This is a genomic window from Streptomyces hazeniae (assembly GCF_031845485.1).
GTDB lineage: Bacteria > Actinomycetota > Actinomycetes > Streptomycetales > Streptomycetaceae > Streptomyces > Streptomyces hazeniae.
The window spans coordinates 1-14642 of record NZ_JAVREQ010000021.1; the positions used below are offsets into that span (position 1 = coordinate 1).

The 14642-nt window shown below is 72.2% G+C and carries 11 protein-coding genes; 5 read left to right on the plus strand and 6 right to left on the minus strand.

Annotated features, from left to right (window positions below):
* The 3 genes from cysD to RM572_RS21100 form a co-directional block, all read left to right on the plus strand.
* Window positions 1–893 (plus strand): sulfate adenylyltransferase subunit CysD (gene cysD, locus RM572_RS21090; RefSeq protein ID WP_311674944.1); only part of this gene is annotated, 893 nt, incomplete at its 5' end.
* A 4-nt stretch (window positions 894–897) separates the two neighbouring features.
* Entirely contained in the window at window positions 898–2259 is a 1362-nt protein-coding gene (locus RM572_RS21095; protein WP_311674945.1) for a sulfate adenylyltransferase subunit 1, read from the plus strand.
* Window positions 2260–2305: 46 nt separating this feature from the next.
* Entirely contained in the window at window positions 2306–3100 is a 795-nt protein-coding gene (locus RM572_RS21100) for a sirohydrochlorin chelatase (RefSeq protein WP_311674946.1), read from the plus strand.
* 22 nt (window positions 3101–3122) lie between these two features.
* On the opposite strand, the gene RM572_RS21105 is transcribed toward RM572_RS21100, so the two are convergent.
* A complete protein-coding gene (locus tag RM572_RS21105) occupies window positions 3123–4118 on the minus strand; it encodes a Rossmann-fold NAD(P)-binding domain-containing protein (protein WP_311674947.1) in 996 nt (331 codons plus the stop codon).
* Window positions 4119–4285: 167 nt separating this feature from the next.
* On the opposite strand from RM572_RS21105, the gene RM572_RS21110 reads away from it, so the two are divergent.
* Entirely contained in the window at window positions 4286–4774 is a 489-nt protein-coding gene (locus RM572_RS21110) for a hypothetical protein (RefSeq protein WP_311674948.1), read from the plus strand.
* 637 nt (window positions 4775–5411) lie between these two features.
* On the opposite strand, the gene RM572_RS21115 is transcribed toward RM572_RS21110, so the two are convergent.
* The 5 genes from RM572_RS21115 to RM572_RS21135 form a co-directional block, all read right to left on the minus strand.
* Window positions 5412–5975 carry a DUF1697 domain-containing protein gene (locus RM572_RS21115; protein ID WP_311674949.1) on the minus strand — a complete coding sequence of 188 codons (564 nt, stop codon included), beginning with the start codon at window positions 5973–5975 and terminating at the stop codon, window positions 5412–5414.
* Window positions 5972–7063, minus strand: a complete 1092-nt coding sequence (locus RM572_RS21120; RefSeq protein WP_311674950.1) for an acyltransferase family protein — start codon at window positions 7061–7063, stop codon at window positions 5972–5974. Before RM572_RS21120 ends, RM572_RS21115 begins: the two co-directional genes overlap by 4 nt.
* 171 nt (window positions 7064–7234) lie before the next feature.
* On the minus strand, window positions 7235–9058 hold the full coding sequence (locus RM572_RS21125; RefSeq protein ID WP_311674951.1) for a Stealth CR1 domain-containing protein: 1824 nt from the start codon (window positions 9056–9058) through the stop codon (window positions 7235–7237).
* Window positions 9059–9063: 5 nt separating this feature from the next.
* A complete protein-coding gene (locus RM572_RS21130; RefSeq protein WP_311674952.1) occupies window positions 9064–10740 on the minus strand; it encodes a stealth family protein in 1677 nt (558 codons plus the stop codon).
* Window positions 10741–10958: 218 nt separating this feature from the next.
* Window positions 10959–12203 carry an SAV2148 family HEPN domain-containing protein gene (locus RM572_RS21135; RefSeq protein WP_311674954.1) on the minus strand — a complete coding sequence of 415 codons (1245 nt, stop codon included), beginning with the start codon at window positions 12201–12203 and terminating at the stop codon, window positions 10959–10961.
* 234 nt (window positions 12204–12437) lie between these two features.
* On the opposite strand from RM572_RS21135, the gene glgX reads away from it, so the two are divergent.
* The gene (glgX, locus tag RM572_RS21140; RefSeq protein WP_027764432.1) at window positions 12438–14558 is read left to right on the plus strand and encodes a glycogen debranching protein GlgX; all 2121 of its coding nucleotides are present in this window, start codon (window positions 12438–12440) and stop codon (window positions 14556–14558) included.
* Window positions 14559–14642: the final 84 nt, after the last annotated feature.

Genomic DNA, 14642 nt, shown 5'->3' on the forward strand with positions numbered 1-14642 from the left:
TGTCGCATCTGGACGCGTTGGAGTCGGAGGCGGTGCACATCTTCCGGGAGGTGGCCGGGGAGTTCGAACGCCCCGTGATCCTCTTCTCCGGAGGCAAGGACTCCATCGTCATGCTGCACCTGGCGCTCAAGGCCTTCGCCCCCGCCCCGGTGCCCTTCTCCCTCCTCCACGTCGACACCGGCCACAACTTCCCCGAAGTCCTCGCCCACCGCGACGCCACCGTCGAACGCCACAACCTCCGCCTCCACGTCGCCCACGTCCAGGACTTCATCGACGACGGCACCCTCCGCGAACGCCCCGACGGCACCCGCAACCCCCTCCAGACCGTCCCCCTCCTCGACGCCATCGACAAGAACCGCTTCGACGCCGTCTTCGGCGGCGGCCGCCGCGACGAGGAGAAGGCCCGCGCCAAGGAACGCGTCTTCTCCCTCCGCGACGAATTCGGCGGCTGGGACCCCCGCCGCCAGCGCCCCGAACTGTGGCAGCTCTACAACGGCCGCCACTCCCCCGGCGAACACGTCCGCGTCTTCCCCCTGTCCAACTGGACCGAACTCGACGTCTGGCAGTACATCGGCCACGAGAAGATCGAACTCCCCGCCATCTACTACGCCCACCAGCGCGAGGTCTTCTCCCGCAACGGCATGTGGCTCTCCGCCGGCGACTGGGGCGGCCCCACCGACACCGAGAAGACCACCCTGCAGACCCGCACCGTGCGCTACCGCACCGTCGGCGACATGTCCTGCACCGGCGCCGTCGACTCCGACGCCGACACCAACGACGCGATCATCACCGAGATCGCCGCCTCCCGCCTCACCGAACGCGGCGCCACCCGCGCCGACGACAAGATGTCCGAAGCCGCCATGGAAGACCGCAAGCGCGAGGGATACTTCTAGACCCATGAGCACATCCCCCACCATCGACACCGCCGCGGCGCTCGCCGCCACCTCCCTGCTGCGCTTCGCCACCGCCGGTTCCGTGGACGACGGCAAGTCCACCCTCGTCGGACGGCTGCTGCACGACTCCAAGTCGGTGCTCACCGACCAGCTGGAGGCCGTGGAGACCGCTTCCCGCAACCGCGGCCAGGACGCGCCCGACCTGGCGCTGCTGACCGACGGTCTGCGCGCCGAGCGCGAGCAGGGCATCACCATCGACGTCGCCTACCGGTACTTCGCGACCACCAAGCGCCGGTTCATCCTGGCCGACACGCCCGGGCACGTGCAGTACACCCGCAACATGGTGACCGGCGCCTCCACCGCCGAACTCGCCGTGGTGCTGGTCGACGCGCGCAACGGCGTCGTCGAGCAGACGCGCCGCCACGCGGCCGTCGCCGCCCTGCTCCGCGTCCCGCACGTCGTCATGTGCGTCAACAAGATGGACCTGGTCGACTACCAGGAGAAGGTGTTCGCCTCGATCGCCGAGGAGTTCACCGCCTACGCCGCCTCGCTGGGCGTCCCGGAGATCACCACCATCCCGATCTCCGCCCTGGTCGGCGACAACGTGGTCACCGCCTCCGCCAACATGGACTGGTACGGCGGCCCGACCGTCCTGGAGCACCTGGAGACGGTGCAGGTCAGCCACGACCCCAGCGACGACCCGGCCCGCTTCCCGGTGCAGGTCGTGATCCGCCCGCAGACCGACGAGCACCGCGACTACCGCGGCTACGCCGGCCAGATCGCTTCCGGCATCTTCCGCGTCGGCGACCGCATCACCGTCCAGCCCTCCGGACGCACCAGCACCATCGAGGGCATCGACGCGCTCGGCGAGCCGGTCGACGTCGCCTGGGCCCCGCAGTCCGTCACGCTCCGGCTCACCGACGACCTCGACATCTCCCGCGGCGACATGATCGCCCCGGCCGACGCGAAGCTGTCGCCCAGCCAGGACCTGACGGCGACCGTGGCGCACCTGCACGACCGTCCGCTGAAGGTCGGCGACCGGGTGCTGCTCAAGCACGCCACCCGCACGGTGAAGGCCATCGTCAAGGACATCCCGTCCCGCCTGACGCTGGCCGACCTCTCCCAGCACCCCGCGCCGGGCGAGCTGGTCGCCAACGACATCGGCCGTGTCGTGCTGCGCACCGCGCAGGCCCTCCCGGTCGACGCCTACGCCGACTCCCGGCGCACCGGGTCGTTCCTGCTCATCGACCCGGCCGACGGGACGACGCTGACCGCCGGCATGGCGGGCGACGCCTTCGCCGAGGCGGCGGAGGAGACCAAGGAGGCCCGGGGCGGCACGGCCGACGACGACGGCTGGGACTTCTGACCCGTCCACGCACCCACCCGTCGAGGGGGCGGTGAGGAGGAGAGCGATGCGACACCCGCGACCTGCCCTCACCGCCCCCTCGACGGCTCTCCTGCTGGTCGCGCACGGCAGCCGCGACGCCCGGCACGCCGCGACGACGACGGCGCTGTGCGAGGCCGTCCGCCGGAACCGGCCCGGCCTGCGGGTCGAGGTCGGCTACCTGGAGTTCGACGCGCCGCGCGTGGGCGAGGCGCTGGAGCGGCTGGACGGCGAGGGCTTCCGCGACGTCGTCGCGGTGCCGCTCCTGCTCAGCAGCGCCTTCCACGCCAGGACCGACATCCCGCGCACGCTGCGGGAGGCGACGGCGCGACTGCCGCGACCGGCGCGCGTGCACGTACGGCAGGCCGACGTGCTGGGGCCCGATCCCCTGCTGCTCACCGCCCTGGAGCGGCGGCTCACCGAAGCCGGACTCGGCGGCCCGGCCGCCTCCGGCACCGGGATGGTGCTCGCGGCGGCCGGCTCCTCCGACGCCCGGGCGGTGGCCTCCATCGAGGCGCTCGCCGACCGGTGGCGCCGCGACGCCGGGTGGGCGGCCGTACGGACCGCCTACGCGTCGGCCGACCTCCCGCGGACCGCGGACGCGGTGCGTGAGCTGCGCGCGGAGCCCGGGGTGCGGCGGGTGGCCGTGGCGCCGTACGTGATCGCCCCGGGGCGGCTGCCGGACCGCATCGTCGCCGGAGCGCGTGAGGCCCGCGCCGACGTGCTCGCTCCCGTGCTGGGGGCCGCGCCCGAGCTGGTGCGGCTGCTGCTGCGCCGCTTCGACACGGCGGCGGCAGCGCCGCCCGGCTCGCTCGCCGCATAGCGGCGCGGCCCCGGACGGGCCGTCAGGCGCCGAGGGCGCGGAGAGCCGCGGCCTCCTGCGCGGGAGAGATGCCCTTGGCCGCGCGGTCGGCACGCTGGGGTGCGTCCCCGCCGAGGGACCGCAGCCACGCCCACGTGTCGCGTACGGTCTCCGCGACCGGCCGGCACACCAGCCCCGCCGCATGGGCCCGCGACACGTCCCCCCGGTGCATCGCGTCGTACACCTCGCCCGGCGGCAGCCACACCGGCAGCCCCGTCCATCCCTCGATCCCCGCCGCCTCGATCACCGCGGGGTCCGCCCAGCGCAGCTCCGCGTCGGAACCGGTGGCCGCCACGCACTCCGCCAGCAGCTCGCCCATCGTGGCGTGTCCGGGCCGGGAGATGGTGTTGTAGGGCCCGTGCAGGCCGGCTGCCAGCGCGTCCAGCGTCCAGCGCGCCAGGTCCCGCGCGTCGATGTACTGGATCCCCAGGTCGCGCGGCCCGGGGGCGAGGACCGGCCCGCCCCGGTCGATGCGGTTCAGCCACCACGGCAGCCGGCCGACGTCCTCGTACGGGCCGAGGATGAGCCCGGCGCGCACCAGCAGCGTGCGGTCCGCGCCGAACTCGCGCTGGGCGGCCAGCTCTCCGCCCCGCTTGTCCTGCCGGTAGTCGGTGGCGCCGTCGTCCGGGGACGCGTCCACGACCGGGCCCCGCTCGTCGTTGCCCGCCGGAGGCGGGAAGCGGTAGACGGACCCGCTGGAGATGTAGCCGTACCGGCCGGCGCGGCCGGCGAGCAGCCGCGCCGCGTCGCGCACGGCCGTCGGGGCGGAGGACCAGGTGTCGACGACCAGGTCCCACTCCCCCGCCCGCAGCGCCTCCGGGCCGCCCTCCTCCGTACGGTCGCCGTGCAGTTCCCGCACACCCTCGACCGGTGGCCGCAGGCCGCGGTTGAGGACCGTCACCTCCCAGCCTCTGGCCAGCGCGTCCTCCACGACGGCGCGCCCGACGAAACCCGTCCCACCCAGCATCAGCAGCTTCATGGCCCGAGCCTGCCCCGGCCGGGGCGGCGGTGAAAGGCGCGCTCGCCGTCAGCGGAATCGCCCTGGGCGAACCCGCGGCCGGCCTGCGGCTTCGGGGAGGGTGGCCCTGTGGGGTTCGTCTGGAGAATCGGGCTGCGGTGGGATGGGATGCCGGGCAGCATGGCGAGGTGTCTGAGCTGCTGTGGGATGACGTCGCGTACTTCTTCGACCCTGACCTGATGGGGGCGTTGCCGGACGTGCGCGTCCCTGATGCGTCGGTAGAAGACTGGCAGGCGGTTCTTGATCTCATCGGTGAGAGTGGCTGGAGGTGTCAGTACTCCGAAGGGGACGTGCTTCTGCCCCTGCCCCGGGCGGAGGCAGTGCTCGCCCGCTCGGCTGACGCCGAGTGCCCTGAACTGCGGGTCTGGCTGACAGACGAGGTGCTGGCGATCTTCCGTTTCTGTGCGGTGGAGCAGATCGACTTCGACGCTGACCTGCGGGAGCTTCAGGGCCAGGGGCGGCTCGATGTGTTCTGCGGTTTCCTGCGGCTGATTGGGCGGCAGCTGGGCAAGCCGGTGCTGATGGCCCCGGAGGGTGACGCCGAACGTCCCGTGCTCGGGTTCGACGGCGCGAGCGATCGAGTCGTACTCCTGGAAAGGGGCCGTCGAGACGGGTAGCTGCAGGTTCGAAGTGCGCTACTCCAGGATCTGGAGACTCCAGGTATCCGCATCGGGACTGCGCCGGTAGAAGACGTTCGGCTGAACCGGGTCGCAGGTCGCCAGCAGAATGTCTCCCGGACCGAGCACAACGGTCCGCTCGACTCGCGTGGAACGTCGCTTGCGTGCTCTCAGTACCTCAAGCCGTAGTCAGTGCAGACCTGGAAGAAGGGGCACGAAGCGAACCGCCCTGAAGGTGCTTCGATCCACGCTGCAGAACTGTCGCTCACCTTCCATGACGGAAACCAGGCACCACTTGGGTGACATGCTGCGGGGAGGATCGCGCAGGTCCACCTGGACCAGCAGACCGGTCCTGTCTCGCTGGCGGGCCCTGCGGATGAGGTAGCGAGAGCGCCACTTCAACCGGCCGGCGAAGACACTGTCCACCCGCACCGCAACGTCTCCCACACTTCCCCCATCTGCTAGCCAGCGAAGCCTGACCGCCCAGGCTGCCAAGGACGTGCTGACCAGAAGTGCCCCGACTGGCAACGTGACCCCACAGAATCCCTGCCGGGAACGGCGGTGCCGAGCCCGCTGGAGTCAGCCGATCTTGGCAGGTTCTTCGGCTCGGTTCGGGCCCGGGGGCCCGTTGACCCGTTCAGGCGGGCTGTTCCGTCATCTCGACGAGCTTGGTGACGGTGCGCCAGTTCCGCCCGGTGGCGGTGAGCTTCGGCCGTACGGCCTCCAGCGCGGCGGGGAGCCTGCTGCGGCCCATGCCGTCCGGGAACCAGCAGTAGACGGCCCTGCCGATGTGCCGGAACTCGTCCGGGGCGTAGGCCGCCGCGTCGACGCCGGCGAAGTGGCCGGCCGCCGGTGTCTCCTCGACGAACAGCACCAGCAGCTTCGCCGGGTCCAGGTCGGCGGCGGGAAACGGGCAGGCGGAGACGACGTCCCGCAGCTCCCGGCCGGTCCGCAGCAGGCACGGCACGTCGAAGCCGAAGTGGTCGGCGATCGCCCGCTCCAGCCGCTCCCGGGGCGGCGGGCCGGACCCCTCCGGCGGCACGGTGAACACCGCGTTGCCGCTCTGCAGGTGGGTGCGCACGCCCGTCCAGCCCAGCCCGTCGATCAGCTCCCGCAGCTCGGCCATGGGCACCTTGCGGCGCCCGCCCACGTTGATGCCGCGCAACAGCGCGACGTACGTCGTCCCAGTCCCCGTCGTCATGACCGCACCTTATGCTCCGGCACCGACGACGGCTCCGCCTCCGGTCGGCCGGTGGGCTGCCGCCCGGCGGTACCGGTGCGCTCGCCGCGGTCGTCGCGGAACAGCCAGTCCAGCCGCGGCTCCACGGCGCACCGGAAGACCCGCCGGACCGGATGCGTGCACAGCAGCGTCACCAGCACGGCGGCTGCCAGGGTCACGGCGACCATGCCGGCCGGGCTGCCCACCCACGGAGGCCCGTACCAGCCCCAGTAGACCGACCCCTTCACCAGGAAGCCGTGCAGCAGGTAGCCGTACAGCGTGCCGGTGCCGAGCGCGGTGTACCAGGTGTGCCGGCTCGGCACCCACGCCAGGAAGCAGGCGGTGAGGAGCAGCGAGCAGCCGAACAGGGCCAGCGCCATGGCGGCCCCGGCAGGGGCGGGGACGCCGAGGTCCTGCGCGCTCTGGCGGTGGTAGAGCCAGACGTGGCTCATCCGCGGAGCCGCCCAGTAGGCGAAGGCCAGCGCGCCGGCCGCGACCGGTACCGCCGCCCAGCGGACCCGCCGGTCGCGCAGCAGTGCGAAGTGGCGCGGCTCCAGGAGCATGCCGAGCACGAAGAACGGCAGGAACTGCAGCACCCGCTGCAGGTCCAGGTCCGGCCCGACGCCCGGGGTGACCGTGCTCAGCACGGACAGCGCCACCGCGAGGGGCAGCGGCCACCGCACCGCCCGCCACAGCGGCGCGGTGAGCCGCCACAGGAACAGCGCGAGCAGGAACCAGTTGAGGAACAGCGGGTCGACCGGGTTGACCGGATAGCCGGGGTCCGGCTCCGCCCACCGCCGGAACAGGGTGTAGGCGATCTCGAAGAGCAAGTACGGCACCAGCAGGCCGGCGATCAGCCGCCGCACCCGTCGCGGACCGAGCGTGAAGCTCCGGCTGAAGTACCCCGAGACGACGATGAACGCCGGCATGTGGAAGGCGTAGACGAACAGGTACAGCGCCAGCGCGGTACGGCTGTCCGCCCGGTACGGCTCCCAGAAGTGGGCGCAGGCCACCAGCACGATCGCCAGGTACTTCGCGTTGTCGAAGAACGGCGTGCGTGTTCCCTCCATGAGGCGCGATTGTTCCCGCGCAGGACGGCGCGCCTCACTCCGACAGGCCGGTCACTCACAGCAACACCACAACGGCTCAGCGGGATCTCCGCAGGGTCGGCTCTGCGGGCCCGGTGGGTCGGGGTGCCATGGGCTCCGCGCCCGGTGGCGTGCGCTCCGCGCCCGCGGCCGTCAGGCGGAGGCCTGGAGCCGCACCGGGCGTCCGCCGTCCATGTGCCGGGTGACCAGCCGCGTCGCCGCCCCGGGCCCGTCCAGCCGTACGGCGGGCCCGGATCGCTCGGCACGACCGGCAAAGGGGAACCGGCGTTCGAGGAACGCGTGGACGGCCGGGCCGGCCGCCGCCCTGGTCCCGGGGGTGGTGTCCACGTCGTTGACGCAGAAGAAGTCGACGTCCTCACCCCGCTCCAGACGGGCGAGCCGCTCGCGCAGGTCGGGGCTGCCCAGGTCCGCGTACCGCAGGGAGTACTCGGCGGGGACCGCGCGGCCGGTGAGCAGCGCCCAGTGGTGGTGGAGGGTGGCGGCGGAGGCCACGTCACGGGTCGAGCGGAACCGCGAGTAGGCGGTCCGCCGCAGCTCCTCGAAGCCGGCTGCCTCGATCTCCCTGAGCACGGCCAGCAGTTGGGGGTGCGGCACGTGCTGGAACTTGGCGGCGATGTGGCGTCCGAAGGTGCGTCGCACGAGTTCGCGCGCGTTCTTCCCCGCAGAGTTGGGAGCGGGCTCGAGCGGATAGGGCTGGCCGAGCCCGAGTTTGTAGGGCGAGAAGGGCAGCTTGGCCAGGCCGTTGCCGTGGAAGAAGCTCTCGGCCCGGACCGGGCGGTTCACGAAGACGTCGTCGTTGAAGTAGAGGTAGCGGTCGGAGAGACCCGGGATGTGGTGCAGCCGGCTTTCGATGGCGTGCGAGTTGAACACGGGCAGCGCGTCGGCCGGGAGGATCTCGCGATGGTCGACCACGGTGACCCAGTCGGACGCCGGGTCGAGCCACTCCGGTATCTGCCCGTCCGTGACGAGATAGACGTGCCGCACGAACGGGGCGTACATGTCGAGAGAGCGCAGGGAGAACCGCAGTTCGTCGTGGCTGGTGTAGCGGGACGGCCCGGTCTCGCGGTCGGCGATGCCCCCGCGGTCCTCGCCGCCGTAGGCGCCGCGCTTCGCCGCCATCGCGGGATCGTCGCCGTCCACCCACGTGTAGACGACGTCCACGGGGAACCGCACCTCGTCCACCCCGGGGTCCGCGAACGGCTGGAAGGTCGCGATCCGGTGGCCGCCCACCATGGTGGCGGCGGGCCGCTGCGCCGCTGCCGGGACGACCTCGGAGACGCGGTTGCGGCGCGGGGAGAGAAGCGCCTCGGCGAAGTCGTCGCCGAGTTGGCGTGCGGGCACGGACAGCCAGGGGCGGTTCTCCGGGTAGGCCGGGGCGAGGGAGGCGCCGCGGCGCCAGAACTCGACCTCGCAGCCGCCCTCCACACCGTGCAGGACCTGTCCGCCCGGACCCAGCCGGACGGTGCCGGTGCGCAGCACCGCTGCCCGGCGCACCGCGCGGGGCACACCGCCGTCGGCCCAGAGTGCGAGCGACAGCAGCCGCCCGCCGTCGCCGACCGCCCCGACGTAGCCGGGGGTGTCCCGGAAGCGCCGCGCGGCCAGTTCGAGCAGCGCGCGGCGGTGGACCTCCTCCACACCCAGCACGTGCCGCCGCGCACCGGGCCCGGACACCAGGAAGTAGGGCAGGCCCGCGTCCTCCAGCATGCCGGTGACCGCCGCGAGGTCCTCCGCCGCCGCCCCTGCCGCCGTGTAGTGGTCCACGACGCGGCCGTGCGCGCGGAAGGGGCCCACGGCGACCCGGCGGACGTCCCCGAGTTCCCCGCGCACCCGGCGGCGGGGCAGAGCGCAGCGCAGCGCCCAGCAGCAGGCGAGCAGCCGGATGCGCAGGACCAGCAGGGCCCGCTTGGCGGGACGGAACAGGTGGTCCTTCAGCCTGGTGTACGCGCGGTGCTTCATCGCCCCTACCGTTCGGGCTTCTTCTCGAACGTGCTCGGGAACGGGAAGTAGTCCTCGAGGAAGGCGTGCATGCGCCCCAGGACGGCCTCCCGCTCCTCGGCCGGCACGTCGACGTCGTTGAGGCAGAAGAAGTCGAAGCGTCTGCGGCGTCGCAGGTCGTCGAGTCTCCGGTCGGCGTCCTCGCGGCTGATGTTGACGTAGCGGAAGGTGAAGCCCGCGGCGTAGCCCTTCCCGGTGAGGAGGGCGTACTGGTAGAGCAGCGGCGCGGTCATGGCGATGTCCTGCGGCGACCGGAAGCGGGTGGCCGTGGTCCTGGCGACGTCCTCCGCGAACATCTGCTCCAGTTCCCGGAGCGTCTCCCGCTGCTGCGGGAGCGGGGTGTGCATGAAGTTGTTCGTCGTGATGCGGCCGAAGCGCTGCTGGATCAGGCGCCGTACGTTCTTGCTGGCGGAGTTGGTCGCGGTCTCCTCCGCATGGGGCTTGCCGACCCCGATCTTGAGCGGGGACACGGGCACACGCATGGCGCCGCTGCCGTGGAAGAAGTGCTCCGGGGTCACCCGGCGGCCGACGAACACGTCGTCGTTGAAGTACAGGTAGTGGTCCGACAGCCCGGGGATGTGGTGCAGCCGGGTCTCGATGGCGTGCGAGTTGAACACGGGGAGCACGTCGGCGGGGAAGATGTCGCGGTGGTCGACGACGGTGATGCCGTCGGCCTCGTCGTCCAGCCAGTCCGGCTTCTGCCCGTCGGTCACGACGTACACGTGGCGGACGAAGTCGGCGTGCATCTGGAGGGAGCGCAGCGAGTACTTCAGTTCGTCGTGGCTGGTGTACCGCGACGCGTTGACCTCCTTGTCGAGGATGTCCGCGGTGCCCAGGCCCTTGTAGTGGGCGCGTTTGCGCCGCATGGCGGGCTCTTCGCCGTCGACCCAGGTGTAGACGACGTCGACCGGGAAGGTGACGTCGGAGACCGTGGGCGTGGCGAACGCGGCGAAGGTGGGGATCTCCCGCCCTCGTACCTCCAGGACCGCGGGCGTCTGCTCGTCGGACGGCACGACGTCGGCGACCCGGTTCCGGCGCGGGGCGACGAGGGACCGTCCGAAGACGTCCTCGGACGCCTGCGGGGACACCCGGGCCAGCTCGGCCTCGGCGCGGGGGCCGGCCAGGACGTCGGCGCCGTCCTGCCAGAACTCGACGTCGCAGCCGAGCGCGGTCCCGGCGAGGACCTGCCCGGCGGGGCCGAGCTGGATCTCGCCCACGCGCAGCACACGGGAGGACTCCAGTCCTTCCCGCAGCGCCCCGTCCATGCAGAGCGAGGTGTTCTTCAGGCGACCGCCCAGCAGCGGCTGGGCCACGAAGACGGCGGTCGCCGCGTTCTGCTCCCGCAGTGCGGCGAGGAAGGCGGGACGGTGGCACTCGTGCACGCCGACGGTGTGGCGTATGCGGGCCGAGGGGATCAGGAAGTAGGCCGCTCCGGCCGTCTCCAGGGCGCCGACCGCGATGTCGAGGTTGCGGTCGGCCGCACCGGCGGCGGTGAAGCCGTCCACGACCCGGCCGTAGGTCTCGCGCCCGCCGACCACGACGGACCGCAGCCGGTCGTCGGCTGCCGCGGTCCGGCGTCGGTCCCGTCCGTGGCGCAGCTGCCAGACCTGGTCGGCGGCCTTCCGCTTCGCCCGTGGAGTCATGCGCCGAACGAACGATCGCACTGTCACTGCCCGTACTCCCCACCGTTTGCCGCATTCCGGATTCGTCCGGAAGCACCTGTGTAGACAGGTGAGGGAGGGAAAGGGTTGCATACGGGTGGACATGGTCATCGAGCTGTGACCTGGGCAGAGGGCCTTCCGGGGCGGCCCGCGGCGGGTACCCGGCCCGCGGCGGGTGCCCGGCCCACGGACCGCCCCGGTCAGGAGACGGGGCGCGAGTCGGTCCAGACCGACTCGAACTCCTCGCGGTAGGTGCCGAAGAGGCCGTGCTCGCCGGCGTCGGCCCGGGTGGGCCCGCCCTGGACCAGGTCGCGGCGGCCGCCGCGCAGCACCAGGACCGGAGCCTCCATGCCGCGCACGCGGCGCAGGTAGGACTGGACGACGCCGAGGCCGTCCGGTCCGTCGCCGTCCACCAGGTAGGCGGTGAAGCGGGGCGTCTCGTCGAACACGTGGATCTCGAACGCGCCCGGGTCGCGCAGCCGGGAGCGGACCCGCCGCATGTGCAGGATGTTCATCTCCACGGTGCGGCTCAGTTCGCCCTTCTTCAGGCCCAGCTCGCGCTCGCGGCGCCGGACGGCGCTGCTGGCCGGGTTGAGGAAGAGCAGCCGCACCCGGCAGCCGGACTCGGCGAGGCGGACGAGACGGCGTCCGCTGTAGTTCTGGACGAGCAGGTTGAGCCCTATCCCGATCGCGTCCAGCCTCCGCGCCCCGCCGAACAGGTCCTCGGCGGGGAGCTGCCGCTGGAGCCGCACCCGGTCCGGGTGGACGCCGACGACGTCGGCGAAACGGTCGCCGACCAGGTCCTCGACGGCGTCCACCGGCAGCCGGTCCGCGGACGGCGGCGCGCCGCGGGAGGTGCCGAGCAGCTCCAGCAGGCGAGCCGACATGCGTTCCGCCTGGGCCAGCACGGTCTCGGAGAGGGCCCGGTTGCGGGCGACGGCGCTGCGCGCCACCTCGAGCTCGTCGAGTGCCAGCTCGACCTCGCGGCGGTCGTCGAAGTACGGCTCGAAGCAGGGCCAGTGCTGGACCATCAGCTCGCGCAGCTGCGGCAGAGTGAGGAAGGAGAGGATGGTGTCGTCGGCCGGGTCGAGCAGGTATCCCTTGCGGCGGCTGACCTCGCGCACGGCCACCGCGCGCTGGACCCATTCCTGACCGGCCGGCCCCGCGGCGGCGATCACCCACTCGTCGCCGTGCACCGGCTCGTACACCGGGCGGAGCACGGCGGCGACGACGGCCCGCAGCCGCTGTTCGACCAGGTTGAGCCAGATGTAGGCGCGTCCCGCCCGCTGGGCACGGCGCCTCACCTCGGCCCAGGCCTCGTCGCCCCAGTCGAGGTCGGCACCGATCTCCATGGGCCTGGCCAGCGACACCGCGCCGGAGGGTACGGCGGTCTCGCCGTCCTGCCCGCTCTCACCCGGGGGGAGCTCAAGCCCTCCCGACCCCACCTGTGCACCGCCTTCCCCGACCCCGTTGTTCGATCAAGGAAGACTACTGCGGAGCCGGTGCGAGGTGCACCCGGTTCACCTATCAACTTCCCTGCCGCGTACGACCGTACGGGCGAAGATAGCGCCTGGGTCCGCCGGGCGGGCCCATCCTGCGCGAGGATGCTTCGGGCGGCAGCATCCGCACGCGGCGCCCGCCGCGCGGCGACACGGCCGGGAAGGGAAGAGACGAGGCGCATGCAGGTCTGGCCGGGACAGGCGTATCCCCTCGGTGCCACCTACGACGGCGCGGGAACGAACTTCGCGGTGTTCTCCGAGGCGGCGGAGCGGGTGGAGCTGTGCCTGCTGCACGACGACGGCTCCGAGACCGCCGTCGAGCTGCGCGAATCGGACGCCTTCGTGCGGCACGCGTACCTGCCCGGGGTGATGCCGGGGCAGCGGTACGGCTTCCGCGCCCACGGCCCGTACGCGCCGGAACAGGGCCGGCGCTGCAACAGCGCCAAGCTGCTGCTGGACCCGTACGCGAAGGCGATCAGTGGACGGGTCGACTGGAACGAGGCCGTCTACGGGTACCACTTCGGGTCACCCGAACGACGTAACGACCTGGACTCGGCGCCGCACACCATGACCTCCGTCGTGGTGAACCCGTACTTCGACTGGGGCGACGACCGCCTCCCCCGGACGGAGTACCACCACACCGTGCTGTACGAGGCCCACGTGAAGGGCCTCACCATGCTGCACCCGGACCTGCCGGACGACCTGCGCGGCACCTACGCGGCCCTCGCCCACCCGGCGGTGATCGACCACCTCACCCGGCTGGGGGTGACGGCGCTGGAGCTGATGCCGGTCCACCAGTTCGTCACCGACCACCGGCTGGCGGACGCCGGGCTGTCGAACTACTGGGGCTACAACACCATCGGCTTCTTCGCCCCGCACAACGCCTACGCCTCCTGGGGCGACCGCGGCCAGCAGGTGCTGGAGTTCAAGCAGGCGGTGCGGGCGCTGCACGAGGCGGGCATCGAGGTGATCCTCGACGTGGTCTACAACCACACCGCCGAGGGCAACCACCTGGGCCCGACGCTGTCCTTCCGCGGCCTGGACAACGCCTCCTACTACCGGCTGGCCGACGACCCCCGGTACTACATGGACACCACCGGCACCGGGAACTCGCTGCTGATGCGCAGCCCGCACGTGCTCCAGCTGATCATGGACTCGCTGCGGTACTGGGTGACCGAGATGCACGTGGACGGATTCCGCTTCGACCTGGCCGCGACGCTGGCGCGCCAGTTCCACGAGGTGGACCGGCTGTCGTCGTTCTTCGACCTGGTGCAGCAGGACCCGGTGGTCAGCCAGGTGAAGCTGATCGCCGAGCCGTGGGACGTCGGCGAGGGCGGCTACCAGGTGGGCAACTTCCCGCCGCTGTGGACCGAGTGGAACGGCCGGTACCGGGACACCGTCCGCGACATGTGGCGGGGCGAACCACGGACCCTCGCGGAGTTCGCGTCCCGGCTGACCGGCTCCTCCGACCTGTACCAGGACGACGGACGCCGTCCGCTGGCCTCGATCAACTTCGTCACCTGCCACGACGGTTTCACGCTGCACGACCTGGTGTCCTACGACGGCAAGCACAACGACGCCAACAGCGAGAACAACCAGGACGGCGAGAGCCACAACCGCTCCTGGAACTGTGGCGCCGAGGGCGACACCGACGACCGCGACGTGCTGCGGCTGCGGCGCCGCCAGATGCGCAACTTCGTCGCCACGCTGATGCTGTCGCAGGGCGTGCCGATGCTCAGCCACGGCGACGAGTTCGCCCGCACCCAGCAGGGCAACAACAACGCGTACTGCCAGGACGGCGAGCTGTCCTGGGTGCACTGGCCGGACGGGGACGGCGATCCGGGCGCGCCGGAGCTGTGCGCGTTCGTCCGCACCATGGTGTGGCTGCGCCGCGACCATCCGGTCTTCCGGCGCCGCCGCTTCTTCCACGGCAGGCCCGTCGAGGGCACGCACGACGACCTCTCCGACATCTCCTGGTTCACCCCGGACGGCCGGGAGATGGCGCAGCGTGACTGGCAGGAGGCGCAGGCCCGGGCGCTGACGGTGTTCCTCAACGGCAGCGCGATCTCCGAGCCGGGCGTACGCGGGGAACGCATCCTGGACGACTCGTTCCTGCTGCTGTTCAACGCGCAGGACACCGCCCGCGACTTCGTGGTGCCCGTCCACCACGGGCGGCAGTGGGAGGTCGTCGTGGACACCGCGGAGGAGGGCGGTACGCCCGACGAGACGCGCAAGGTCCAGGCCGGGGACCGGCTGACGCTGACCGACCGCAGCCTCGTCGTCCTCCAGCGGCCCGCGTAGCCGCCCGGCAGCGGCACGCGGGGCGGGGCGGGGCGGGACGAGCCGGGACGCCAGGCGACACGCCGCCGCGGGCCGCGACACCGC